The 24,794-nt window shown below is 43.9% G+C and carries 21 protein-coding genes; 9 read left to right on the top strand and 12 right to left on the bottom strand.

Translation table 11 applies throughout. The features are described 5' to 3' along the window. Nucleotides 1-563 precede the first annotated feature (563 nt). From L1D55_RS17570 to fabV, 3 genes are all read left to right on the top strand, one after another. The gene (locus L1D55_RS17570; RefSeq protein WP_004741299.1) at nucleotides 564-1,193 is read left to right on the top strand and encodes a TetR/AcrR family transcriptional regulator; all 630 of its coding nucleotides are present in this window, start codon (nucleotides 564-566) and stop codon (nucleotides 1,191-1,193) included. A 56-nt stretch (nucleotides 1,194-1,249) separates the two neighbouring features. Continuing rightward, nucleotides 1,250-3,532 carry an acyl-CoA dehydrogenase gene (locus tag L1D55_RS17565; RefSeq protein WP_239918279.1) on the top strand — a complete coding sequence of 761 codons (2,283 nt, stop codon included), beginning with the start codon at nucleotides 1,250-1,252 and terminating at the stop codon, nucleotides 3,530-3,532. A gap of 210 nt (nucleotides 3,533-3,742) precedes the next feature. Beyond that, complete coding sequence (gene fabV / locus L1D55_RS17560) at nucleotides 3,743-4,963, top strand: enoyl-ACP reductase FabV (RefSeq protein WP_239918278.1); 1,221 nt, start codon at nucleotides 3,743-3,745, stop codon at nucleotides 4,961-4,963. 345 nt (nucleotides 4,964-5,308) lie between these two features. Here fabV and L1D55_RS17555 read toward each other — a convergent pair whose 3' ends face one another. Further along, nucleotides 5,309-6,991: an aspartate:alanine antiporter gene (locus L1D55_RS17555; RefSeq protein WP_239918277.1), complete on the bottom strand. Its 1,683-nt coding sequence runs from the start codon at nucleotides 6,989-6,991 to the stop codon at nucleotides 5,309-5,311. Between the two features lie 242 nt (nucleotides 6,992-7,233). Next, entirely contained in the window at nucleotides 7,234-7,497 is a 264-nt protein-coding gene (locus L1D55_RS17550) for a GrxA family glutaredoxin (protein ID WP_004741562.1), read from the bottom strand. Nucleotides 7,498-8,021: 524 nt separating this feature from the next. On the opposite strand from L1D55_RS17550, the gene L1D55_RS17545 reads away from it, so the two are divergent. After that, nucleotides 8,022-9,314 carry an iron-containing alcohol dehydrogenase gene (locus L1D55_RS17545; RefSeq protein ID WP_239918276.1) on the top strand — a complete coding sequence of 431 codons (1,293 nt, stop codon included), beginning with the start codon at nucleotides 8,022-8,024 and terminating at the stop codon, nucleotides 9,312-9,314. Between the two features lie 90 nt (nucleotides 9,315-9,404). Here the strand turns inward: L1D55_RS17545 and L1D55_RS17540 are convergent, their stop codons facing one another. The 5 genes from L1D55_RS17540 to L1D55_RS17520 form a co-directional block, all read right to left on the bottom strand. Continuing rightward, entirely contained in the window at nucleotides 9,405-10,259 is an 855-nt protein-coding gene (locus L1D55_RS17540) for a MurR/RpiR family transcriptional regulator (RefSeq protein ID WP_004734686.1), read from the bottom strand. Nucleotides 10,260-10,619: 360 nt separating this feature from the next. Continuing rightward, nucleotides 10,620-12,263, bottom strand: coding sequence for a pyridoxal-dependent aspartate 1-decarboxylase PanP (gene panP / locus L1D55_RS17535; protein ID WP_239918275.1), 1,644 nt, complete (start codon nucleotides 12,261-12,263; stop codon nucleotides 10,620-10,622). A gap of 118 nt (nucleotides 12,264-12,381) precedes the next feature. Continuing rightward, nucleotides 12,382-12,909, bottom strand: a complete 528-nt coding sequence (locus L1D55_RS17530) for a hypothetical protein (RefSeq protein ID WP_004741565.1) — start codon at nucleotides 12,907-12,909, stop codon at nucleotides 12,382-12,384. Between the two features lie 174 nt (nucleotides 12,910-13,083). Beyond that, nucleotides 13,084-13,989 (bottom strand): lysine exporter LysO family protein, encoded by a 906-nt coding sequence (locus tag L1D55_RS17525; RefSeq protein ID WP_008224392.1) that lies wholly within the window; start codon nucleotides 13,987-13,989, stop codon nucleotides 13,084-13,086. A gap of 39 nt (nucleotides 13,990-14,028) precedes the next feature. Continuing rightward, entirely contained in the window at nucleotides 14,029-14,949 is a 921-nt protein-coding gene (locus L1D55_RS17520; protein WP_239918274.1) for an HDOD domain-containing protein, read from the bottom strand. A 360-nt stretch (nucleotides 14,950-15,309) separates the two neighbouring features. On the opposite strand from L1D55_RS17520, the gene L1D55_RS17515 reads away from it, so the two are divergent. Further along, the gene (locus L1D55_RS17515) at nucleotides 15,310-15,891 is read left to right on the top strand and encodes a TfoX/Sxy family DNA transformation protein (RefSeq protein WP_004741568.1); all 582 of its coding nucleotides are present in this window, start codon (nucleotides 15,310-15,312) and stop codon (nucleotides 15,889-15,891) included. A 140-nt stretch (nucleotides 15,892-16,031) separates the two neighbouring features. On the opposite strand, the gene L1D55_RS17510 is transcribed toward L1D55_RS17515, so the two are convergent. The 3 genes from L1D55_RS17510 to L1D55_RS17500 form a co-directional block, all read right to left on the bottom strand. Then, nucleotides 16,032-16,574: a hypothetical protein gene (locus tag L1D55_RS17510; protein ID WP_004741569.1), complete on the bottom strand. Its 543-nt coding sequence runs from the start codon at nucleotides 16,572-16,574 to the stop codon at nucleotides 16,032-16,034. 293 nt (nucleotides 16,575-16,867) lie between these two features. Beyond that, nucleotides 16,868-17,365 (bottom strand): response regulator, encoded by a 498-nt coding sequence (locus tag L1D55_RS17505; protein WP_239918273.1) that lies wholly within the window; start codon nucleotides 17,363-17,365, stop codon nucleotides 16,868-16,870. Further along, on the bottom strand, nucleotides 17,358-19,301 hold the full coding sequence (locus L1D55_RS17500) for an ATP-binding protein (RefSeq protein ID WP_239918272.1): 1,944 nt from the start codon (nucleotides 19,299-19,301) through the stop codon (nucleotides 17,358-17,360). The genes L1D55_RS17505 and L1D55_RS17500 overlap by 8 nt, the downstream gene beginning before the upstream one ends. A 184-nt stretch (nucleotides 19,302-19,485) precedes the next feature. On the opposite strand from L1D55_RS17500, the gene L1D55_RS17495 reads away from it, so the two are divergent. Both L1D55_RS17495 and serC read left to right on the top strand, forming a co-directional pair. Next, nucleotides 19,486-20,748, top strand: coding sequence for a DUF945 family protein (locus L1D55_RS17495; protein ID WP_239918271.1), 1,263 nt, complete (start codon nucleotides 19,486-19,488; stop codon nucleotides 20,746-20,748). Between the two features lie 163 nt (nucleotides 20,749-20,911). Next, nucleotides 20,912-22,006, top strand: coding sequence for a 3-phosphoserine/phosphohydroxythreonine transaminase (gene serC / locus L1D55_RS17490; RefSeq protein WP_128161102.1), 1,095 nt, complete (start codon nucleotides 20,912-20,914; stop codon nucleotides 22,004-22,006). An 89-nt stretch (nucleotides 22,007-22,095) separates the two neighbouring features. Here the strand turns inward: serC and L1D55_RS17485 are convergent, their stop codons facing one another. After that, complete coding sequence (locus L1D55_RS17485) at nucleotides 22,096-22,908, bottom strand: helix-turn-helix transcriptional regulator (protein WP_239918270.1); 813 nt, start codon at nucleotides 22,906-22,908, stop codon at nucleotides 22,096-22,098. Nucleotides 22,909-22,995: 87 nt separating this feature from the next. Here L1D55_RS17485 and L1D55_RS17480 point away from each other — a divergent pair, with 87 nt between their 5' ends. Then, a complete protein-coding gene (locus L1D55_RS17480) occupies nucleotides 22,996-23,238 on the top strand; it encodes a hypothetical protein (RefSeq protein ID WP_004741575.1) in 243 nt (80 codons plus the stop codon). 66 nt (nucleotides 23,239-23,304) lie between these two features. After that, entirely contained in the window at nucleotides 23,305-23,997 is a 693-nt protein-coding gene (locus L1D55_RS17475; protein WP_239918269.1) for an MOSC domain-containing protein, read from the top strand. Between the two features lie 76 nt (nucleotides 23,998-24,073). Here L1D55_RS17475 and L1D55_RS17470 read toward each other — a convergent pair whose 3' ends face one another. Then, the gene (locus tag L1D55_RS17470) at nucleotides 24,074-24,790 is read right to left on the bottom strand and encodes a 3'-5' exonuclease (RefSeq protein WP_239918268.1); all 717 of its coding nucleotides are present in this window, start codon (nucleotides 24,788-24,790) and stop codon (nucleotides 24,074-24,076) included. Nucleotides 24,791-24,794: the final 4 nt, after the last annotated feature.

Here is a 24,794-nt window from a genome sequence, read left to right as displayed (position 1 = left end):
CTTCAAGACCGCAAAGGCATTTAGCCTCAGAGTTAGGTTTAAGAGTCAGTGTAATAAGTGATGCTGTCTGGTGAGACTTTACTATTTTAAAGCCTTCCCAGAATGAAGATAGGAAAGTATGATTCGGCATGAAAACGGTAGTTTGTGTATGATTTTTGTTTGGCGACTAAACCATATCACTTACTACCGTTTTTGTTTTTAGTTCCCGCTAATCCGCGATGAACCAAAAAAAAGCCCAAACCAACGTGGTTTGGGCGGATACAAGTATAGGAGTTAATAAGGAAAATGCAGTAATTAAGAAAGCAGGGAGAAAAACAAGTTTGACGGCCTGTTAAATTTCTAAATACTCTGTTTTCTACGTAATTTATGACTCTCCATTTCTGAATCAGTTCCCAGAAAATTCATTAAATTTTACTTTTTTCTTAAATCTCCCGCGATTCAATCGGTTAGTGGCGATATTTTTTAACTGGTACGACCAATTTGTGAAAGTGTGATGTTGCTTGCTTGTTAAATAAATGTTCTCGTCGTATATTTCAAACAGTTGTTTAATACGAGTGATTGAAATGGCACCAAGAAGTACAACCAAAGACAAAATCTTAGACGTAGCTGAAGGCTTGTTTGCTGAGCATGGTTTTAATGACACCTCTTTACGCACTATTACGGGTAAAGCGAATGTTAATCTAGCTTCGGTGAACTACCACTTTGGTGACAAGAAAACTCTGGTTCGTGCAGTACTCAATCGCTACTTGGAAGCATTTATGCCTGCACTGCAAGATGCACTAGTGAACTTAAACTTGAACGAAACGTATTCTATGAATGACGTGTTTGAGTCTTTAAGACAGCCACTACGAGCACTGAATGATGTAAGGCCAAATGGTACCAGCCGATTCATGTTACTTATCGGCAGAGGCTACACGGACGTACAAGGGCATTTGCGTTGGTTCATTACGACTCGTTATAGCGAAGTGCTGACTTTGTTTACTAGCTCAGTAATGAAAGCTAACCCGGACCTAACTAAAGAACAGTTATTTTGGCGTTTGCACTTCACCCTCGGGACTTGTGTATTCACCATGGCTTCGAGTCAGGCTCTCGTAGAAATTGCAGAGAATGATTACGGAAAGAAAATGGATGCCAAAGCAGTGGTCGATATTTTAATTCCATACTTGGCCGCTGGCATGTCAGCAGAAGAATAAAACAATAAAAAGCGAATAAATTCACAACCAATATAGTGAACAAAAGGATCTGAACTATGAGCTCTCTAAGACAAAAATGGGTAAGTGACCCAGCTTTTAAACTCTTTAAAAAAGTACTACCACCACTATCTAGCACTGAGAAAGAAGCGATGGAAGCGGGTAGCGTGTGGTGGGACGGAGAGCTGTTCTCTGGTAAACCAGATTTCACTAAGCTGCACCAATATCCAAAGCCTCAACTTTCGTCAGAAGAGCAGTCTTTTATGGACAATGAGCTAGAAACCTTGCTTTCTATGCTTGATGACCATCAGATTGTGAAAGAAGATCGAGATCTTCCGAAGGAAGTTTGGAACTTCTTACGAAAAGAACGCTTCTTCTCGTTGATCATTTCTAAAGAGTACGGTGGTCGCGAATTTTCGGCACACGCAAACTCAACGATTGTTACTAAGATCGCAACTCGCAGTATCAGTGCCGCAGTTTCTGTAATGGTTCCTAACTCACTGGGTCCAGGTGAGCTTCTATCTCACTATGGTACACAAGAACAGAAAGATTACTGGCTGCCACGTCTTGCTGATGGTACTGATATCCCATGTTTCGCACTAACAGGCCCAGAAGCGGGTTCTGATGCAGGCGGTATTCCTGATGTTGGTACCGTATGTATGGGAATGCACGAAGGTAAAGAGACACTGGGTATCAAGCTTAACTGGAACAAGCGTTACATCACGCTAGCACCAGTAGCAACAGTACTTGGTCTTGCATTCAAACTGCACGATCCAGAAAAACTATTGGGTGATAAAGAAGATATCGGCATCACGTGTGCGCTTATTCCAGCAGACCATGAAGGCGTTGTGATTGGTGAGCGTCATGACCCACTAGGTCTTGCTTTCATGAACGGTCCAACACGTGGTCATGATGTATTCATTCCAATGGAGTGGTTAATCGGTGGCGCGGATTACGCAGGTAAAGGCTGGCGTATGCTAGTGGAATGTCTATCTGCGGGTCGTGGTATCTCATTACCAGCACTAGGTACGGCGATGGGCCATCTAACGGCAAGAACAACAGGTGCATACGCATACGTTCGTAAGCAGTTTGGTATGTCGATTGGTAAGTTTGAGGGCGTTGCAGAGAGCTTAGGTCGTATCGGTGGTTTAACGTATCTACTAGAAGCGACACGAACGCTGACGACGACATCGCTTGATATGAAAGAGAAGCCGGGCATCGTAACGGCTATCGCGAAATACCACATGACAGAGATGGCTCGTACTATTCTGAATGATTCAATGGATATTCACTCTGGTCGTGCAATTCAAGATGGTCCAATGAACTACTTGGCTGCACCTTACCTAGGTATTCCAGTTGCAATCACAGTAGAAGGGGCAAACATCCTGACTCGTAACCTGATGATTTTTGGTCAAGGTGCGACACGTTGTCACCCATACGTATTAAGCGAGATGGAAGCGGCAGCTAACCCAGATGAGAAGCAAGGTGCGAAAGACTTCGATGACTTGTTGTTCAAGCATATTGGTCACGCAACTAAAAACACGTTTGGTGCGTTCGGTGCAGCACTGACTGGCTCTAAGTTCATTAAAGCGGACATGAGTGGTCCAACTAAGCCTTACTACCAAGACTTGACTCGTCTGAGCCGTGCATTAGCGGTAAGTGCAGACTTCGCGATGCTAACTCTAGGTGGTGAACTGAAACGTAAAGAGCTTATCTCTGCACGTTTAGGTGATGGTCTAAGTTACCTATACATGGCTTCAGCTGCGCTTAAGAAGTATGAAGACGAAGGTCGTCAACAAGCAGACCTAGACTATGCACACTACGCGGTTCAACACTGTTTCCACCACGCTGCGAAGTCACTACAAGAAGCGTACCGCAACTTCCCGAATAAGGTCGTTGGTAAGGTACTTAAGGGGCTAATATTCCCTGTAGGTAACCACTTCGAAAAACCAAGTGATGATCTGACCGTTCAATTGGCTGAAAGCTTGATGACTCCTGGTGCACACCGTGAACGCCTGACCCACCTTTGCTACATTGGTCAGGAAGAGGACGATAGTGTTGGCTTGATGGAAAACGCGTTTAATGCGATGTACAGCATCAAACCACTTGAGCGTAAGATCTTCAAAGCGGTTAAAGAGGGCAAGGTTGCTCGTAAAGGTCTACTGCAAGACAAACTTGCTCAAGCACTTGCGGCTGATGTACTGACTCAAGACGAAGTTGACCAAATCGTTGCGGCAGACAAACTACGCTACGCTGCAATTCAAGTTGACCACTTCAGTCACGATTACAGTGAAACTTTGACGCGAAAAGAGTTAAAACCTAAGCTAAATAGCGTTGCTTAGATTAAGAAATGAAAAAAGGCACCTTAAAAGGTGCCTTTTTTTGTTTTTGTCATAGAAGTCGCAATAGACGCGTTAACAAATGGTGACTTAGTCAGCAAATATTCACTGAGTGCTCCAACCACTTGCATTTTCACCACATTTTTACAGAAATTAGATGCCATTTGCGTACGAAACTTTTATCCTTAACCTGATTTTTTAAGGAAGTTGAATATGATCATCAAACCTCGAATTCGCGGATTCATCTGTACTACAACACATCCAGTCGGTTGTGAAGCTAATGTAAAAGAACAAATTGCTTACACAAAAGCTCAAGGCCCAATCGCAAACGCACCTAAACGTGTACTAGTTGTTGGCTCTTCAAGTGGCTACGGCTTGTCTTCACGTATTGCGGCTGCATTTGGTGGCGGCGCTTCAACTATCGGTGTTTTCTTTGAGAAAGCCGGTACTGAGAAAAAGCCAGGCACAGCTGGTTTCTACAACTCAGCAGCGTTCGACAAGTTTGCTAAAGAAGAAGGCCTATATTCAAAAAGCCTGAATGGCGATGCTTTCTCTAACGAAGCTAAACAGAAAACTATTGACCTGATCAAAGAAGATCTAGGCCAAATCGATATGGTTGTATACTCACTGGCGTCTCCAGTGCGTAAAATGCCAGAGACTGGCGAAGTCATTCGTTCATCTCTAAAGCCTATCGGTGAAACGTACACGTCAACTGCGGTTGATACAAACAAAGACACAATCATCGAAGCAAGCGTCGAGCCTGCAACTGAAGAAGAGATCAAAGACACTGTTACCGTAATGGGCGGTGAAGATTGGGAACTTTGGATCAATGCTCTTTCTGAAGCTGGTGTTCTAGCTGACGGTTGTAAGACGGTTGCTTACAGCTACATCGGTACTGAACTAACGTGGCCAATCTACTGGGATGGCGCGCTAGGTAAAGCTAAGATGGACCTAGATCGTGCAGCGGCAGCGCTAAACGAGAAACTAGGCCAAACTGGCGGTACTGCTAACGTTGCTGTTCTTAAGTCTGTTGTGACTCAAGCGAGCTCTGCAATCCCTGTTATGCCTCTTTACATCGCTATGGTGTTCAAGAAGATGCGTGAAGAAGGTATTCACGAAGGTTGTATGGAACAGATCTTCCGTATGTTCAGCCAGCGTCTATACAAAGAAGACGGCAGCGCTCCAGAAGTTGATGATGTAAATCGCCTACGTCTGGATGACCTAGAACTGCGTGACGACATCCAAGAACATTGTCGCAACCTATGGCCTCAAATCACAACTGAAAATCTAAAAGAACTTACTGACTACGTTGAGTACAAAGAAGAGTTCTTGAAGCTATTCGGTTTCGGTGTTGAAGGTGTTGATTACGAAGCTGACGTTAACCCAGCTGTTGAATTTGATGTAGCTGACATCTATTCAAATTATCGAATCTAAACGAATAGGCGCTCATTGAGCGCCTATTTTTTTGTCTCAAAAGCAGGTACGGGATAAGAAAAGATTAAGAGCGGATTCGGGATGCGAGTGGCGGGATGCGAAAAGAATAAGAGCAGTTGCGAGTGACGAGATTCGAGATGCGAAAAGATTAAGAGCAGTTGCGAGTGACGAGATTCGAGATACGAAAAGATTTAAGAGCAGATACGAGTGAAGAGGCTCGAGATACAAAGTGAGTTTAGAGCAGGAGTGGGGAAGCAGGCAGAAAGGCTTACAATAAGCCATAAAAAATGCACTAACCCAAACATGAATTAGTGCATTAGAAATGAATCGCTTGGCGATGTGTGGCTAGCTGATAATGATGATGAAGGTACCGGCTAAGGTCATCAAGATGTTTGCTATCGCGTAGGTGCCCGCATAACCCAAAGCTGGGATTGTTGAGCGAGCGTGATCATTCACGATGTCCATCGCGGGAGCACAGGTTCGTGCACCGATGATCGCACCAAACAGCAGCGCACGGTTCATCTTAAGTACGTAAGCGCCCACTAAGTAAGCGAAGAATACCGGGATCACACTGACGATCAGAGCAATACCAATGACCTGAGGGCCAACTTGGGTCAGGTGCTCGAATATTTTTCCACCAGCGCTTAAACCGATACCCACCATAAAGAACATCAAACCGAGGTCTTTGACCATGTTCAGTGCCCCTTGAGGTACATAACCAAAAGTAGGGTGGTTCGCTCGTAAGAAGCCAAGCATGATGCCTGATAGCAGTAGACCAACGGCGTTACCTAAGCCAAATGAAACCTGGCCAAATGTCATGGTGATCAAACCAAATAGAATGCCCAAGATGAAGAAGCTACAGAACGCCATTAGATCCGCCATTTGGCTGTGGATCGAGATGAAACCAATTTTCTCTGCTAGGCCGTGAACACGACTCTTTTCACCACTCACCTGCAGTACATCACCTTTAGAAAGCACGATGTTTAAGTCCATCGGCATTTCAATTTGAGCACGTACTACGCGGTTAAGGAAACAGCCGTATTCAGATAGATTTAGGTCTGAAAGGCGTTTACCTGCGATGCTGTCACTTTTAACGACGATCTCTTCTTCCACAATACGTAGGTCGAGAAGGTTACGGTCGAACACCTCTTTGCCGTTACGGAAGCTTGGGTCCAGGCGCGCGTGGCTATCCGGGAAACCAACCAATGCGATCTCGTCGCCTTCTTGCAGAATGGCATCACCATCTGGGTGGGCAAGAATGCCATTACGGCGAATACGTTCGATGTAACAGCCTGTTTGGCGATAGATACCCAGCTCACGCAGGTTCTTACCATCTGTCCAAGAGATAAGCTCTGGCCCCACACGATAAGCACGAATAATTGGCAGGTAAACCTTGCGCTGTCCTGATGCACCTAAGCCACGTTCCTGAGCAATTTGTTCAGCTGAGTCATGTAGGTTCACTTTCTGAAGTTTTGGGATCAGACGGGCAAACATAATCATACTGATAAGGCCAACCAGATAAGCCATCGCGTAACCGACCGATAGGTTTTCGATAATAAGGCTTAAATCCATGTTTCTTGGCACTTCAGCAAGCCCTGAGTTGAGTGCGTCCTGCGCACCTACCAAGATTGGTGTCGCAGTCAGTGCACCAGCCATCATGCCGGCAGAAAGTCCGAAACCAAGGCCTAAGTATTCGCTACAGAAGTAAGTAAGCGCTATAGCGGTAGAGAGCACCACTAAACTTAAAATCAGGTAGTGTTTGCCATCTCGGAAAAAGATACCAAAGAAGTTCGGCCCCGCTTCAATACCGACACAGTAGATGAACAGCATAAAGCCGATAGTTAGGGCGTCTGCGTTAAATGAGAAACCAAGGTGACCCATTACAAGGGAAGTAATCAGAACACCGATTGAATTACCAAGTTGCAGGCTACCAAAGCGAATTTTACCAATGGCTAAACCAATCGATAAAACAACAAAGATGAGGAGAATGGGGTTTTGTTCTAGCAAAAAAACAACGTCGATATTCACAGTGGTCGCTCAATAATAGGCGTGAAAAACAGGGTAAGTTTGAAATGTGGATTGTATCTAAATATAAATAAATTATAAGTGATATTTTCCCTTTTTACTTGATTTTGACCAGATTCTTATATCGTATGAAAACTGGCTATAAAAAAAGCCCGCTTCAATAAGCGGGCTTAATAGAAATCTTACAGTCTGATACTAAAAATGTTCAGCTGATTAAGGGCTTAGCCCAAGATTCAAACACTAGATTAGTCGAAAAGACCTAGGTTTTCTTTTGCGTATGCTTCAAATTCTGTGCAGCCGCCGATGTGGTCTTGGTCGATGAAGATTTGTGGAACCGTTTCAACTGGTTTACCAACTGTCTTCTCTAGGTCTGCTTTGCTGATGCCTTCAGCGTGGATGTCAACATAGCGGTAGTTGAAGTCATCGCGTTTTGCTTTAAGAGTTTCAGCATGCTCTTTTGCACGAACACAGAATGGGCAAGCAGGGCGACCAAAAATAACTACAAACATTTCATTTCTCCTAAATACGGGATGAGGCTCGTTAACCTAAAATACGTCAACTATTCTTAATTGAACAAGACTCAAAAATTCTTGAATCCAACTATGCCCTAATGCTTTAGGGAAATAAAGATGGAATTACCTCTTAATACAATAGGTTTTGCCTATCAGAGCAAATAATGTTCACAAAAGCGATCCGCTCGAATTTTTGGTCAGTATCAAGTCTAAGTACCCTTATTATCAGAGTGTGAATTACCCCTAAGAAAGCGACTTTAATGCACCTTTAGTGTGACAAGTTGCACTTCGTCAAAAAAATTGTCTTCAGAACGAGGCATCTTATGACTGATTGACGAAAATTAAACGATAAAGGTTAGATCGCTCATACACAACCCACGAAGCGTTGCCTTTAGACGTGTGGGTTGGCAACAAGAGTTGTTTTCTTAATGGGCCTTTTTAAAACAGGCACAGGGTACAAAGGCAACATTCCAACAACCAAGAGTTCGCAGTTTTGTTTGGTCATAGGCGCAGGAGGCACCATGTTTCAATTTATGACATCTACAAAGATCATCTTTGGTGATGGAGCACTCTCCGCTTCATTGTCTCTCTTCAACCAATATGGTTACAGCGTGTTATTAGTGACCGGGAATACACTCCAGCGCACTTCAATAGTCACTGATTATCTAGATGCGCAAAGCATGCGCTACCAACACATCGCGGTTTCTGGTGAGCCTAATATCAAAATGGTCGAGGAGGCGGCAATATCCGCTCGACGATTTAAGCCCGATATGGTTGTCGCTATGGGCGGTGGCAGTGCGATAGACATGGGCAAAGCGTTGGCTGCCGTATTGCCTAACCAAGGTAACCTCTATGACTACGTTGAAGTGGTTGGGCGCAATGTCCCTCTAAAAACTCAACCACTGCCATTTATTGCTATTCCCACAACCGCGAGCACCGGCGCAGAGGTGACTAAAAATGCGGTACTCAAATCAGGGCAAGACCAAGTGAAGATCAGCTTACGAAGCCCAGACATGCTGGCTGATGTAGCGATTGTCGACCCGACTCTGACTCATGGTACCAATCTGTATTTGTCGGGCAGGGGCGCGATGGATGCGTTCACTCACCTGATGGAGGCTTATGTGTGCGGAGATCCAAACCCATTGACGGATATGATCTGCGAAGAAGGGTTACGTAAGCTGAGTGGCTCCGTGGTACAAGCATGCGTTTATGATGAGCCTCAAGCACGCTCAGATCTAGCGTTTGCTTCCATGCTTGGTGGTATGGCTATTACCAATGCCAAGCTAGGTGCTGCACACGGATTAGCTTCTGCGTTGGGTGGAAAGATTTCAGCTCCGCACAGTGTTATATCGGCTCGATTAGCGCCATTTGTGATGCTAGAGAATATTGAGGTTGCAAGAGAGCAGCAGCGAAGTGACATTTTAGAACGCTACCAAAGGATTGCTCAAATTGTGACGGGTAAAGCGCAAGCCTCCGCAGAAGATGCAATTTCTTGGTTATCAGAAGTGCTCGATACGCTCAAGCTACCAAGTCTATTAGAGTTTGGTGTTTGTGAAGCCCAATTCGAAGAGGTATCGGCTGATGCACTTAAGTCGGTTGCTATTAAAGGGAATCCATTGCCATTGAATCAAGAGCGTTTGATACATATCTTGCAGCAGGTTTGTGAGAAGTGTCATTGTGGTGAAGCTCAGAGTGAAGTTACGTTTAGTCATAACGATGATGACTCTCAAATAGTGGAGTCGAGTTTCACGATCATCAACTCTTATGCCTCAGAGAATAGTGTGGTGGAGAAGGGGAACAGCTGGACTATTTAATAGTATTGGTTAATGGCTATGACACTATTGAAGATGCAGATAAATAAAAACGGAGCACTAGGCTCCGTTTTTTAATTCATATCTTTGGGATTAGAACTGAGAGTATTTCTCGTAGCGTGAATCACGAAGTGACTCTTTGACACGCTTAAGATTCTCTCTGAAACCTGAGCCACGACGCAGTGTAAAGCCTGTTGCTAATACATCGATAACAGTCATCTGAACGACACGGCTTGCCATTGGCATGTAAACGTCAGTGTCTTCTGGCACATCCAATGAGATAGACAGCGAGCTTGCCTTATCAAGTGGAGAGTCTTTCGCTGTGATAGCGATAACCGTTGCGCCGTTTTCACGAGCTAGGTTGGCAATCTCAACTTGGCTCTTCGTACGACCTGTGTGAGAGATAAGCACGATAACGTCGTTATCACTGCAGTTAATGCAGCTCATTCGTTGCATCACGATGTCTTCAAAACACGTGATTGGAATATTAAAACGAATAAACTTGTTTTGAGCATCTTTCGCTACGGCAGAAGAAGCACCGAGTCCGAAGAATGAAATGCGTTTTGCTTGAGTCAGCAAGTCAACCGCGCGGTTCACTTGCATCGCATCTAGACTGTTTTTTGCAACGTCTAGGCATGCCATTGTTGATTCGAAGATTTTGTGCGTGTAAGCATCTGGGCCATCATCTTCTTCGACATTACGGTTCACATAAGGTGTACCATTCGCCAAGCTTTGAGCAAGGTGAAGTTTAAAGTCAGGGAAGCCCTTTGTGTCTAAACGACGACAGAAGCGGTTAACTGTAGGCTCACTTACGTCAGCCATTTTAGCTAAGGTAGCAATGCTAGAATGGATTGCAGTTTGAGGGGAAGCCATAATTACTTCGGCTACCTTACGCTCAGACTTGCTGAAATTTTCCAGGTTTTTTTGTATTTTTTCTAATGTATTCATAGTGTTCACAAGGGTATAGAGAACAACTTGCCAGTTAATATCTTATTACCAGGGGGTATGGCTGAAACAAATATCAGTAAGCACAATACCAAGGTTTTATTGGATGTTGTAATTACTGCTGTATCAAATAGATATCAAGCTAACTAGCACCATAGAGTCAGTATAAACCTAACATACTATTCACTAATACAAAAACACGGGATGAATGCTTAGGAATATGACAAGCCTCAACAAAATTTTAGAAAACTACAGAATTGGAAGAGGCTTTGAGCAAAAAGAATGCGATTTGAGTATGAACTGACAGCTAAGTTACATCAAAAAGAAATAAATTTTCAATTTGATGCAACTAAAATTGAATGGCTATGCGTTGATTTGCGTAACCAGTTTGGTGATTTTACCCATCAAGTTAGGAGCAAGTTTAGAGATTTCACGCTGCTCTTCAAGCACAGAAGAAAGAATCTCATTGCCCGTTAACGGGTTAGCCAATACCACGCGGAAAACGATGATTGGCTGATGAGTCCACGCTTCAGGGTTTAGGCGAGTACGAGAGACAAATGACTTACCGGTTTCACGCTGCTTCTTCTGGATAAACTTAGTAAGTTCATTCAGCAGTTCGTTCAACTCCACACGCTGTTCAGGATCGGCTTTAAGCAGGGCCGCTTTTACTGCTTCAGGAACGTAGCGGTACGTCAGTAGACAAAGCTCTGGTTCAGAGACTAACTCGAAATCATCTTGTTCTTTAATCAGGTCGGCAAAGTAACGTGCTTTGTTGATGCTTTGATCGATCAGCAGTTCATAGCCTGGACGACTTATGATGTGCATTGCAGCATAAACCAGCATCGCCATACCTGAGCGAGAGCCTTCCAACGTATGGCTACCTAAGTCTTTAGAACCCTTACGTAAGATATATTGAGCGTGGTGCTCAATCGCAGTCATCGCGTCTGGTTTCTTAAACAGAACCATACCTGCACCCATAGGGATGTAAAGCTGCTTGTGAGCATCGATAGTGACAGAGTCAGCTAGTTCAATACCATCAAGTAGGTGGCGATGATTGTTGGACATCAAAGTCGCGCCGCCCCAAGCTGCATCCACGTGGAAGTGGCAGTCAGACTCAGCACATACCTCTGCAATATCTCTTAGCGGATCGATATTACCGGTTTCAGTTGTACCAGCGACACCGATAACGGCGAAAGGCTTAATCTTGTTCTGCTTGAGCTGCTCGATCTTCAGTCGTAGGTCGTCAGTACAAATACGGTTATCGTTATCCGTTTTAACTGATACAAGACCTTCCTGACCAATACCCAGCACGTCAGCAGCTTTTTTCAAAGAGTAGTGACCACGTTCAGAGACTAAGATGGCTAGGCCTTCGTAGTCGTAGTGTTTCATGGCTTTGAATAAACCTTCTTTCTCGACACCTTTGAACGAGCCCTGTGCTTTTAGTGCATTGTTACGTGCGACCCAAAGCGCAGTAATGTTCGCGATAGTGCCACCAGAACAAAACGCCCCTAATGAGTGATTTGCACTGTGCATCCAACGAGAATAGAACGCGTCATCGTCTTGATAGATCAAGCGATGTAGCATACCCAGAACTTGACGCTCTAGGGGGGTGAAAGCTTTGGAAGTCTCGATCTTTACTAGGTTCTGATTGAGCGCAATCATGATTTTTGAAAGCGGCATCAAAAAGTAAGGCAGGGCAGACGTCATGTGACCAATGAAGCTTGGCGATGAAGTATGAACCGAGTGCGATACAAGAGAATCGAGGAGATGCTCAGTATGTTCAGAAACAAACTCAGGTTGCTCTGGGATCTGAGCGTTTGAAAAATCTTTTTCAATTTCACGCAGCGGCTTTTCTTCAGCCACGATGTGTTCACGTAAGAATTGATTCAGGTTTCGTGAAAGTTTGTCTTCAATTTGAGTGAGTGTTGAATCTGGGCCTTCAGGTACCGTGAAGATACGTAGAAGACTGTCGAAGCTAACATCTGCTGTTTTTTGTTCCGTAACCATAGCAAGCGAGTTATTTTTTTAATATTGACGCGAGCGGGACAATCTAAACGAAAACGGGAACAATGTCCCGTCTTAATTATGAAATCCAACTTCTCGCAAAAGCTTATTAAATGAGGGGTTACTTACATTTAATCGCTTCAAGTTCAGCGATCGAGCTGTTGTAGCGCTGAAGTGCAGTGTCGATTTGTTTAGGGTGGCTAAGCAGCTCTGCGAATGCCGAACGCAGCTCGTAATTTTGTTCATGAGGCTTTGATTGACGGTCGTCGAACGTCGTTTTAGCGACTTTGCCTAGCTCATCATCACGCTGTGATAGGGTCTTGATGTCATGCTGCTCAAGTTGCAGCCAGCCTTCAACCGGTTGTTCTGTTGCTACTTTGCTTGAGTCATTCACTAGGTAGTAGTGTACCGCAGCACGATTTAGCTCGAAGTGGTGCTTACGGCCTTCAAGGAACCATTCACTTACTTCTGTTAGCTCTGGGTATTGCTCTGAGGTGAGTTCAGCAAGATCGGCGTACCAATTTAGAGAAGCGTCGATGTAAGCATCGTATTTTTTCGCTTGGCACTGGTTTGTTTCAGACATTGAATCTGCTGCAAAAGAGAAAGTAGAAGTTGAAGCTAGCAGTAATGCGACGCAAAGGCGTTTCATAGCGGGTCCTTTTGTAAGTTTATTCTTGTTATTACTTTGTCGTTACAGGTTACCGTGATCATTCTTTGTTGAGCAATGACACTTAGTGTCTTTTTATTTGGGTAACTGTATCGGTGTCTTGGGCGATAGTATTCGAGATGCATTCTAATCTAAATCGATCGCTATTCCTGCGATCTAGTTAGCAAGAGATACAAAGAACAGCATCAAAATGGGCACGAGTAGACTCAATATAAATCCACTAACAATCGCGATAGGTACACAGCGAACGCCGCCTGTTGTTTGAATGACCGGCAAAGTGAAGTCCATGGCGGTAGCTCCTGCATAACCAATAGACGTACATGGATAGCTACGAATAAGCACTGGAATCAGGACTAACGCGACAAGCTCTCTCAATAGCTCAAGCATGAATGACGCTCCACCGTAGACCGGACCAAATGCATCACCCATTAGGATTCCAGCCAAGGAGTACCAGCCAAAACCAGAAGACATGGCTAGCGCTTTAAACAGAGGAATATCCAGCAAGTAAGCAGCGATAACACCACCTAACATAGAGGTGATAATTATCGTGACAGCGATGACCATGCCATGCTTGTTGAGCAAGATTTGTCTTAAGGTCAGCCCGCTGTTTCGCAGCTGGATGCCAATGAAGAATAGAAGAACGAATAGAATCCATTCACTTGCTGTATCGACCCAATGAAGGCCAATAGGCAGAACGAGTCCTGCGATAAGGCCTGAGCCGACTACCAAAATGAGTTTGGCGGACTCCATTGCCATCGAAGAAAGAGGCAGCTTCTTTTGACTGCTGTCTGTTTTGAGTGGCAGTACTTTGTCTATTGCGGGCAATGCCATCAGGTTACAAACACTCAAGCAGACAAAGAAAGTGACTGTGTAAAGAAGGATTGTCTGTAGGTTGCTACCAAGATTATCAAGCGCGGCAAGGCTTAATCCCATCAGCGCTAGAATTACATAGATCAAACGCGATGTAGAGCGGTTAATGAATTCTAGCGTTTGGGTGTTTGAAATTGAAAATAGATACCCCACAACAAGTGGAGCAAATATGAAGATCATCCCTGTAAACATGCTTTCCTCTATTGCAATTACTTCAACTTTTTCTATGACTTAGAAGCCACTGGCGTTGATCACGTCGTTTAGCTTTGCATTAAAATCATGTTTACTCAAGTTGCTTAGATTATAAAGCACTTCTGCACCTGTCACGTTGAGCTCAACTTCGTGATCATCGATGTTCTCATCCTTGTTTCTGAACATCAGTAGGTGGTTAGCAATGCGTGCGATATCTAAGTAAGAAACTTCACGTTCTTCTTGTTTGTTGATGGTGTTGCTACACACGTCAATGAAGTCGCTGTCGAAGCCCCAACGCTTGAGTACTAGCTTGCTGGTGGCTGAACATTGGCCTTGGAAAATCTGCAGCGCGATATCGTGGTCGAGGTAATTACCGTTATCAAGGTACAGGTGGTATTCGCTTACTAGGCAGAACAGCCCAATATCGGCTAACAATCCAACCAGCAAAGACTTCTCATGTTCAAGGTAGCGATATTCAGCAGGAGCGATCTCTTTAAAGCCATTGGTCACAAGTACCATGGTTGCGCCTAACTCTTTTGATACAGAAGCGCTTTGAATCAATAGCTGGTTACACTCTTTACTTAAATCAACTGAATGTTTGAGTTGCTCGATCGCTTGCGCTGTCACGATGTCACGAACACGCAACATGCCCAGGCGTGAAACGGCCGTCATAATGTCGACACAGGTAATGTTGCGTCTGTTGAAAACAACCGAGTTTGCAACTCGAATGACGATGGCTGTAAGGCCTGGGTCTTCAAGTAAGCACTCGGCAACTTCGGCTATCCCAGTCGATTCAAGGGTACAAAGTTTTTGGATTTTAAGTACAACGTTAGGGATAGGAGGAAGGGTTATTTTTCCCGCTGAAATGGAATGTCCAACAAGTTGGGCAAATTCTGATTCTAGGCCCTTAAGAAGAAGTGCCTTGTTTTGTGGTAGCCAGAAAAACGATAAATGATTCATATAAAAAGTAAAAACATGTATGTCCTACCATTTTACAAGCCACAATGCTGCGAGGCAATACTGATCGGTTCACACGAGCTTTTAAATATTGAACCGGTGTATCATCAAACGTCAAAATTCAATCACGGAATGATAGCTTTGTGTGATGTTAATCATGAAAAAGCGGAATACACAATTGATTGATGTGAACTAAGTCCAGACTTATTTTTCTTTTCGAAGTATCATTTATTTAAAGGTGAAAAACGCAACTATAATATTCACCTAAACAACAATAAAAATTAGATTCAAAATTTTTCGCATAAAAAGCTGCTTGTCTGGTGATCAACCTAATCGGGGTAATTTGATTAAGGATCAACGGATATGACCGAGACAGCATTTATTAATTACGTGAATCAATTTGGTGAGCATCAAAAACGTTCTATGTTCGGAGGTATTGGCCTCTTTCAAAATGACGCTATGTTTGCCTTATTGAGTGAAGGTTGTTTATTCATTAGAGGTGGCAAGTCATTAGATAAAAAACTGGCAGATCTTGATTGTGAAAAGTATCGCCATGTGAAAAAGCAGACAACAGCAACCGTAAACTACTACGATATTACTGATCTGTTCACATGCGAACATCCTGAATTGGATAGCATTATTCGTACTTCTATCGATAATTCAATTCAGCAGCGCAGCTTCAAGAAGTCATCTGCTAGCCGTAGATTAAGAGATCTTCCTAACATGCAGCTTACGTTAGAGCGCATGGTGAAAAAGGCGGGTGTCGACGATGTTTCTATGTTTATGCAGTTAGGCGCACCAGAAGTATTTAATAAGGTTCGCAAAGCGTACGGAAACGATGTTGACCTAAAACTACTTTGGAAATTTGCGGGTGCGATTGATGGTATCCACTGGAAACTATTACAAGAACCACGCAAGCAGCAATTACTAAAGAGCTGCCACTAAAGAAGTCGTCCTTATATGCTTGAAGTTACAGTTTATAAATAAAAACCGAGGAATAAATCCTCGGTTTTTTTGTTTCTGCCTCAACGAAAGAGGCTAAGTATTCTCTTGGAACCCAAAGGTTCGAACTCGTCAGCTAAGTATTAGTACTTGAAGCGAGCTGTGAACATTAGCTGATCACCGTAGAAGTCGTTGATACGAGCTTCAGCGCCGATAGAGAATAGCTCTGTAGAGTGGAAACGTGCGTAAACAGAACCGATCCAATCATCGTTGTCATCGATAGAAACGTAACCACCTTTACCACCAACTTCTAGTTGTGGACCAAGCCATTGGCGAACACCAATGTTAACTTCCATACCAATGTCAGTAGAGCTTGTGTGTTCAGGCTGAACGATGCGCGCTAGCATTTCACCTGTTAGGTCTGCCCAGTTGTTAATTGGAGCGTGGAAACCAAGACCAACAGCAGAGTCGAAATCACTTTCAAATTCTGAATCAATGCGCGCAATTGCGTGAGCATTCGGGTGGATTGACTTACTGAACGCGCCACCAAATGTAACAGGACTAGCACCAATACGTGCTTCGAAGTAATCGTAGCTGAAGTTGCTCATTACTTGTGGTTGTTCTTCGACAGCTAGCGCTTGGCTCGAAGCCAACAGCATAGCGGTAGTAAGTAGTATTTTGCGCATAACGACCGTAAACCTTTATTAGTGTTAATTCCTTTGGTTTGAGATAAATCGGCAAACCATAAACATCGAGACAGTTTAATCTAACTCACGGAAAAGTAATCCATTAAAATGTAAATCCTTAATCATTTGGTTAAAAAATAAACAAATTAAGAGCCAGTCTGCTACAGAGATCTCATGTTTTGGGGCAAATGAGAAAGTTGGACAAGTGAATCATCCAGATTTTATATGTGTCTGTTCGTGTCTTATATTGACTGCTATTTATCTCATTGCCCTTCAAACGTTAATCGAAAGCGTTACTCTCCAAAGCTTGTGCGCTTATTTGCCATCGAGGTTAGGATGCGCTCTGTATCTAGAATCGAAGTCCAATTCAGTAGTTGTTTATCATTGGCAATCACATAGTCGGTCAGCTGCTGAGTGATGGTGTCTCTGAGTTGGTCGCCTTGCCAAGGTTTGGATATATAGAAATCGAGAGCCGCGTTATTAATGGCCGTTACCGTATCTTCAAGCCCGGCTTGCCCGGTGAGCAGCAGCTTGCGCGTAGGCTTTGTAGAGTCGTGTTGGTTAAGTTCGATAAGAAAATCGATACCTGTTTTTTTCGGCATGATGTGGTCGCATAAGATCAAAGCGAGCTTAATGCCGTCTTGCTCCATCTCTTTGATGACTTGTTTGGCTTCATCGACCGATTCTGCGCCCTCAACAACAAAATTATCTTCAAACATCGTTAAATCTTGAAGCACACTATTGAGCACTTCTGGTTCATCATCGACACATAAAATTAAGTACTTATTCATGAGGTGCTCCTTCTTGTTTGAACGGCAGCCATACTTGCATGTGAGTGTGGCTTCCAACCTCAGACTCCACCAAAATAAATCCTTGATGGGCCGAAACGATCTGTTGAGAAATAGATAACCCAATCCCTAAACCAAAGTTACCTTCTTTTTTGGTTGTGAAATTAGGATTGAAAATAGAATGAATGTCTTCTTTAGCGATTCCAATGCCAGTGTCTGATATCTGCACCACTAGAAACGTTTGATTGTCTTTAGTCCGTTGTGAAGTAGAGATAGAAACCTTGCCTCGCTCTGGAATGGCATCGAGTGCGTTAGAAAGAAGGTTGGTCCAGACTTGTTGCAGCGCCAGTGATTGGCAAAGCAAAGGCGGCAAGTTGGTGTCGTAGTGCTTTTCAAGTTGATGATGCTTCAAGCGGTTTTCAAAGATCACCAAAGTGTCTTCGATGCCTTCGTGTATGTCTGTGTAATGGCGAAGCTCATCGTCTTCACGAGCATAGCTTTTTAGGCTTTTAACCATGTCGGCAATGCGCTTGCTACACACTTGAATGGAGCGGATAGAGTTGCCGACGTAATGGTAATGCTCCAAGTCGTTGAGTAACTCTTTGCCTGCGACAGGGGAGTCTTTTAAGGTCTCTAAAACCTTAGCATCTTGGCTTAAATTCAATCTCACGGCTTTTTTTGCGAGGGCACGATCATCTATGGTTGATGCTAAATGTTTTACCAGTTCTCTCTCCTGAGAAGTGGAGAGCGGTTTAGCTAATTTTGAACACGCCAATACCTCCGTTCCCTTATTAGAATGAGGAACCGATAGCTGCTCCAGTATCTGGTCTAGATGCTCTGATAGCGTTTCAATACTTCTCATAATTGCCGCTATGGGGTTATTAAGCTCATGCGCGACACCTGCGACAAGTTGTCCAAGCATGGCCATTTTCTCTTTTTCAATTAACTGCTGGTGTGCGGACTCTAATGATTCAAGTGTTTGTTGCAGCTTGATTTTGTTGGTGATACTACGTTGTAAGCGGCGATTAAAATGACGGAGCAGTAGGTTAGTAAACAAAGGCAGCAAAGTATTATTGGAATGCATCACCTGAGCAAAACTCTCTTTATCTAGCTTAATGACTCGAGTTGGTGTCAAAGTGATCCCTGTAGAGAATGAAGGCTCGCCTGTCACAAATGACATTCCACCAACGATGTTGCCTTTAGAGTGACGTACCACTTCTCGCTGCTGTCCTAGTTCATCTTTCTTATAGAGGGCGACTTCACCCTCAATGATCAACCATAAGAAGCGATTGTCTTCTCCTTCAACCGTTAACAAGTGCTCTGGAGAGTAATCGCGAATTGCTTTGTTTTTATCATCTTTGGAGAAGACCTCTTGCAAGGCATTGAAGACACGTTCAGCGAGCGCATTGTCTGAAAGCTGGTGGTAATCGTGAATAAAGCCTGATTGAAAAGATTGAATCTTTTGCTCTATGTGGGCTCTTAGTAGGCGGTGTTGATCTAACGCATCACTGTAGGACAGTAGGTTTTCAGCATCGTACTGGATAACGAAAGAGGTCAGTTCCTTTTGTGCTGACTTGAACAGAACCTGATCTTGAACCGGTTTGGTTAAGCAGTGATTAAGCCTGCCTTCGTTTACCGCAGTTAGTATGGATTGAATATCTGACGATGCACTGACGAGTATGGTTCTCGCCGTATTACTATGAGGTAATTGTTCGAGTTCAATAAGAAACTGCACACCATTAAACTGAGAGTGATGGTGAGTGATCACCAAAGCAACAGTTTGATGATTGTCGTGGATGTCTTCCAATGCGTGGTGCGCATCTTCAATGTTCTCGGCAGTGTAGATATCGAACACACAAGATAACGGAGCTAATTCCGTACGTATTCGTTCGATGCTAACTGGATTATTGTCCAAACAGATAACAGCGTATTGATTCACAGTTTACCCTTAGTAGTCGCAACGCTTATAGCCTAGCAAGAACAGCTGATTAAGGATGAGAGCTAGCCGTTAATTTGCTGAGTGATTTGGAGTATCGAGCAATAGACTGATTTAACTCAATGTTTCTTGTTTGCGACTGATGGGTTAGACTGAAAAAAAACAAACACATGTAGAAAGAGAACTCATGGAACAGTTAAGAAAAATTGGCGCAATTGGCGGCGCAATCTCATTGGCTCTTTGTTGGCCTCTAGCGGTTGGGCAAATTGGACAAAATGCGATTACTGATGGCGTTGCAAAACTTAACAATTCGAGCATTCAAGCTGAGATCGTTGAGTACGATAGAGGTTACCTTTCTTCTAATGTAACCACTCGCATCACTGTGACGGATGAAAATCTAAAAGAACAGCTTGCGATTGATGGCTTACCAAGTAAGTTTGTCATTAACAGTGCGGTTAGCCATGGTTTGGTTAGCCTTAACGCTGTTTCGACGTTAGACAATGCAGACATCCTGCCACTGACCTTAACGACGAGCACAGAGCTGAACGGCAATACGGATTTCGACTTCGAGCTAAGCCAATTCAATCATCAAGGTACTGATGAGAATGGCACCTCGGTATCTATCACTAAATCGAACCTGACAGGCCATGCGACTGTCTTAGGCCAAGTGGATTACCAGCTTTCTGTCCCTTCTGTTCAAATCGATTTTGAGACGGGTGAAGAGGTGACACTGTCAAACCTAAAAGGCACGGGTTCTGGTCAACAAGCTAAAGGTTACTGGCTAGGCACGCAGAACTTCACGATTGATAGTTTCTTGATTTCAGATTCGGCAATGCAGCCATTCATGACTATCGAGAACTCAACCTATGACTTTGAATCTCACCTAGATGAAGCGACTAAGCGTCTGCGTAGCAACCTTAAACTGGATATCGCTAATATCGAGACGAGCGAAGGGCAAGTGAACAACTTAAACGTTGATTTCGAAATGTCTAAACTCGACAGTGAGTCGTTCGAGAAAATCTTTGAGATTTACCAGTCTAATCCTGTTCTTACACAAGAAGACGTTGCTGAGATCATCCCATTCATCGACATTCTGTTTGCTAAGGGCTTCGACCTTTCAATGAACAACATGTCATTAGAGTTAGGCAAAGGCCAGTTTGAATCGAAGTGGTTAGTGAGTGTTCCTGAAGGTACAGAAAACATCAGCAGTAACCCTTCAATGATCATGCCTGCACTAACGGGTAACCTCCACTCGAGCTTCTCGAACGGATTGGTAGAAGAGTACCCGTTTATTCGCGAAGGTATTGATGAGTTGATCGTGATGGAAATGATCAAAGAAACAGACAAGGGTTACGAAATCAGCGCTGACCTAAAAAATGGAAACCTAGTGTTTGAAAATGGACAAGAAATTCCACTAATTGCACTACTTATGCCGGCTTTTGTTCAATAAAACTGAGTAGGCAAGAATACTCATAGGGCAATTTAGCGCATTAAGTTAAAGATTTTGTACTGTACGAAACAAAAGAGGTCATAAGACCTCTTTTGTTGTTTTTATGTTGAGTAAAACATGGTATTACTTGCATAGTTATTATTTAGCAGGAGCAATCATCCCCATGGAACTTACATTAGATAACGTATTCAATTTTAGTGCTGGCCCAGCGGCTCTGCCTAAGCCAGTAATGAAACAAGCACAAGCTGACTTCATTGATTGGAACGGTTTAGGCACTTCTGTTATGGAAATCAGCCATCGCAGCAAAGAATTTATTAAAGTTGCTGATGAGTCTGAGCAAGACCTACGTGATCTTCTGAACATCCCAGATAACTACAAAGTTCTGTTCTGTCAGGGGGGCGCTCGTGCTCAATTCGCCGCTGTGCCTTTAAACCTTCTTGGTGACGCAACAAAAGCAACTTACATTGATGCGGGCTACTGGGCTGAAAGCGCAGTTGCTGAAGCAAGTAAGTACTGTGAAATCGATGTGTTCAATGCAAAAACAACAGTCGATGGTAAAGCCGCTGTGGTTCCAGCAAAAGACTGGAAAATCGATCCTGAAGCAGCGTATGTTCACTTCTGCCCGAATGAAACTATCGATGGCATTGAGATCAGCGAGCTACCACAAACCGATAAACCTATTGTTGCTGATATGTCATCTAACATCTTGTCTCGCAAGATCGATGTGTCTCAATATGGTGTTATTTATGCCGGTGCGCAGAAGAACATCGGCCCTGCGGGTATCTGTATCGCTATCGTACGTGATGATCTGCTGGATCTTGCAAATGACGTATTGCCAAGCATTCTTAACTACAAAGTACTGGCTGAAAAAGACTCTATGTTCAACACGCCACCAACTTACGCTTGGTACTTGTCTGGTCTTGTTTTCAAATGGTTGAAGGCTCAAGGCGGTGTGGAAGCGATGGAGCGTGTGAACCAAGAAAAAGCAGCACTACTTTACAATGCGATTGACGATTCTGATTTCTACAAGAACGAAGTACACGCAACAAACCGTTCAAGAATGAACGTACCGTTCCAACTTGCGAAACCTGAGCTAGATGCGAAGTTCCTAGAGTTGGCTGACGCGGCTGGTCTTAAGTCACTGAAAGGTCACCGAGCTGTAGGTGGTATGAGAGCGTCACTTTACAATGCGATGTCTTTAGAAGGTGTACAAGCACTTGTAAGCTTCATGAAAGATTTCGAAGAGAAATACGCTTAATCTGTCTACCCGAGATTAAACATTTAAAAGAGGAGCTAACGGCTCCTCTTTTTCTTTTTAGTTTCGCAAACACTTATCTGTAACCCTGACTATCTTCTTTTACTGTTCAAACGAAACTGCTGTGGTGTGACATCAAATGTCGCTTTGAAAGCTTTAATGTAAGAGGAGTCGTTTTGATAACCCACTTGATCAGCAATGCTTTGTATTGAGTCATCTTCGTCTAGCAGAGACAGTGAGTAAATGAGTCGTATTTGTTGGCGCCACAGCTGAAACGAGGTGTTGAATTCTTTCGCGAATAATCGCGACAAGGTTCGCTCGGATGCACCTACTTTTTCTCCCCACGCTTTGAGCGACAAATCCAAATTTGGCTCATCGGTGAGGGCTTCAAATATCAACTTCAAACGTCTGTCTTGTGGCAATAACAACTGAAAGGTCTGCACGTTGTCTTTCATTATTTGGTCGTGCAATACGGACAGTAGGCGAGACACTTCTTCATCGCTCGCCAATCCCTCACACTGTCTGCGAACTTCTTGCAATAACTCGTTTAGAAAGGGAGTCAGTGCAATGGTTCGAACCTCTGGCTCATACTTCGTTCCAAAGGCTGGGTTAAGGTAAATACCAACAAACGTGGTATGGCTCAATGCGATAGATTCATGTGAAATACCGGCAGGGACAAACAAAGCCGATGTGTGCGGCACCAGGTGTTGATAGTGTTCTGTTTGAGTTTGTAGTAAACCTTTGAGTGGAAAGATCACTTGATGCCATGTGTGTTGGTGCATCGCATCGATGTAACCTTTCGGCATGTCGATAGTCTTAACGAGCGCGGGCGAATTTGGATTGGCGGCCATCATCTTGTTGGAGGTGACAACTCCAGTACGAGAATCGATTTGGCGGGTTAGCATGGTTAAGTGTCCTTATGTCCCTATTCTGACGCGGCGACCCTAGGCTATCATGCTCGGCAAATAGAATGAAGCCGAGAGAATATACGCATGCGCTTTCAAGTAGAGATATCCAAACAGAACCAGCTTTTGTTTAAAGTTGATATAGAGAATATCGACCGCAGCAAGTGTGAAACATCACTCGATACCGTATTAGCTAAGTTTCCAATCGAAGAGGGCTATCAGCGTCATGTGTTGGTTTCTGATAGTGAGACTCGCTACCTCAAAAGCACCGACCAAAATATTGAAGTGTTGGCGGCGATTCCGATATTTAGATCATTAGGCGAGCGTTAGTGCTGTTCGTAAAAGGCAATATTCTCGCAAGAAATAATAATAAGATTTAGACAAGAAGGGAGAGATATGAAGAAGTTAGGTGTGGTTAACAATGTATTGGCAGGCAAAACGGTCGCTTTCGCACATGGTGCAAAAAGTGCCATCAACAAAAAAGTCTTGTTGGAGCGTCAACACGCAACGGAGCTGGGTTTTACCAATGATGAGCAAGGTGATCCGCGTTTTCATGGCGGCATTCAGAAAGCCCTTCATATCTATCCAAGTGAACACTATCAAGTTTGGCAGCAGGAGTTGGGCGACAAAGGCGTCTTCCAATCAGCAGGCGCTTTTGGAGAAAACATCAGCTCAAGTGGTGTGACCGAACAATCGATTTGCTTAAAAGATAAAATCCGTATTGGCTCTACTTTGTTGGAGGTATCGCAAGGGCGCATGCCTTGTTGGAAGCTCAATGTGCGCTTTGACCAACACGATATGGCGCAAAGGCTGCAAGACACACTCAGAACTGGTTGGTACTTCCGAGTGTTAGAAGAGGGCGAAATAGGTGCGGGCGATGAGATCATACTGTGCGAACGTCCTTATCCTGACTGGTCACTTGCTCGTATCATGGGTGCCGTTTTTACCGGTAGCTTAGATAAAGACTTATTAAGCCAAATGATGGAATTGCCTTTAGTTGAGTCTTGGGGAGCGCTTGTTGCTCGTCGCCTCGAAACGGGTAAAGTCGAAGATTGGGAAATGCGCTTGGTTGGACCTACAGCGGTATAAACCAGTAGTCAGATAGAGAAAGCCCGCTATTGAGATATAGCGGGCTTTTTAATAGTGATGAACTTTGTAAGTGCCGTTACAACCAGAAACTCTTCAGTGGCATATCAGGTGAAAAGTGATGAGCAACCTGTGCTTGAAGCAACTCTGCGGTTGCAATGGCATCCGTAAGCGCATGATGTGGCGTGTAGTCGGGTAGGTGGTATCGACGACGGCTTTGCCCTAGTCGAACCGAACCTGGCTTCTTACCTTTTAATTTATTCCATAAGCCGCCAGCCAGTTTGTTCTGGATCTGAGATTCAATCTCTAACGTGTCCAGCACCGGAAATTCGATGCCTTCATTCAATCGCACTTTCAATGCGTTGTTTAAGAAATCTCGCTCGATACGGCGATAGTGAACAACGGGAATATGGCCAGCCATCGCTTGTAATACTTCATCCAACACTTCATCAAGATCTGGCGCATCGATGATGTCATTGTGGGTAATGCCGTGGATTACCACTGACTCTTCCTCTAGCTTCTGCCTCGGACGCAGTGTCCAGTGCCTTGCTTGTCGAAGGTAGATTCGGTTAAGAGTAAATGGCACTAAACCTATGGTGATGATCCCGTCTTTGGAAGGGTTCAAACCGGTAGTTTCGAAATCCAACGCTAAGAACATCACTTCTGAAAGCGGTGTGTCAGGCGCTGGAAGGGGTTGGCTGTAGAACTGCTTTAAGCGTCCATCCTGGGCACGTTCAAGCTTTTGAGCAAACTTAAATGGCCAATCGACCGCAGGTGATCTGAATAGTTTGTTCATAGGC

It is taken from the genome of Vibrio sp. Isolate22 (genome assembly GCF_022398115.1).
GTDB lineage: Bacteria > Pseudomonadota > Gammaproteobacteria > Enterobacterales > Vibrionaceae > Vibrio.
Note: the sequence above shows the minus strand (reverse complement) of the source record. Positions and strands in the feature narration are given on the sequence as shown.

Excerpts from the sequence above, each read along its gene's own strand:
- L1D55_RS17570 (WP_004741299.1), top strand. The coding sequence starts at position 564 with ATGGCACCAAGAAGTACAACCAAAGACAAAATCTTAGACGTAGCTGAA.
- L1D55_RS17565 (WP_239918279.1), top strand. The coding sequence starts at position 1,250 with ATGAGCTCTCTAAGACAAAAATGGGTAAGTGACCCAGCTTTTAAACTC.
- fabV (WP_239918278.1), top strand. The coding sequence starts at position 3,743 with ATGATCATCAAACCTCGAATTCGCGGATTCATCTGTACTACAACACAT.
- L1D55_RS17550 (WP_004741562.1), bottom strand. The coding sequence starts at position 7,497 with ATGTTTGTAGTTATTTTTGGTCGCCCTGCTTGCCCATTCTGTGTTCGT.
- L1D55_RS17545 (WP_239918276.1), top strand. The coding sequence starts at position 8,022 with ATGTTTCAATTTATGACATCTACAAAGATCATCTTTGGTGATGGAGCA.
- L1D55_RS17540 (WP_004734686.1), bottom strand. The coding sequence starts at position 10,259 with ATGAATACATTAGAAAAAATACAAAAAAACCTGGAAAATTTCAGCAAG.
- panP (WP_239918275.1), bottom strand. The coding sequence starts at position 12,263 with ATGGTTACGGAACAAAAAACAGCAGATGTTAGCTTCGACAGTCTTCTA.
- L1D55_RS17530 (WP_004741565.1), bottom strand. The coding sequence starts at position 12,909 with ATGAAACGCCTTTGCGTCGCATTACTGCTAGCTTCAACTTCTACTTTC.
- L1D55_RS17525 (WP_008224392.1), bottom strand. The coding sequence starts at position 13,989 with ATGTTTACAGGGATGATCTTCATATTTGCTCCACTTGTTGTGGGGTAT.
- L1D55_RS17520 (WP_239918274.1), bottom strand. The coding sequence starts at position 14,949 with ATGAATCATTTATCGTTTTTCTGGCTACCACAAAACAAGGCACTTCTT.
- L1D55_RS17515 (WP_004741568.1), top strand. The coding sequence starts at position 15,310 with ATGACCGAGACAGCATTTATTAATTACGTGAATCAATTTGGTGAGCAT.
- L1D55_RS17510 (WP_004741569.1), bottom strand. The coding sequence starts at position 16,574 with ATGCGCAAAATACTACTTACTACCGCTATGCTGTTGGCTTCGAGCCAA.
- L1D55_RS17505 (WP_239918273.1), bottom strand. The coding sequence starts at position 17,365 with ATGAATAAGTACTTAATTTTATGTGTCGATGATGAACCAGAAGTGCTC.
- L1D55_RS17495 (WP_239918271.1), top strand. The coding sequence starts at position 19,486 with ATGGAACAGTTAAGAAAAATTGGCGCAATTGGCGGCGCAATCTCATTG.
- serC (WP_128161102.1), top strand. The coding sequence starts at position 20,912 with ATGGAACTTACATTAGATAACGTATTCAATTTTAGTGCTGGCCCAGCG.
- L1D55_RS17485 (WP_239918270.1), bottom strand. The coding sequence starts at position 22,908 with ATGCTAACCCGCCAAATCGATTCTCGTACTGGAGTTGTCACCTCCAAC.
- L1D55_RS17480 (WP_004741575.1), top strand. The coding sequence starts at position 22,996 with ATGCGCTTTCAAGTAGAGATATCCAAACAGAACCAGCTTTTGTTTAAA.
- L1D55_RS17475 (WP_239918269.1), top strand. The coding sequence starts at position 23,305 with ATGAAGAAGTTAGGTGTGGTTAACAATGTATTGGCAGGCAAAACGGTC.
- L1D55_RS17470 (WP_239918268.1), bottom strand. The coding sequence starts at position 24,790 with ATGAACAAACTATTCAGATCACCTGCGGTCGATTGGCCATTTAAGTTT.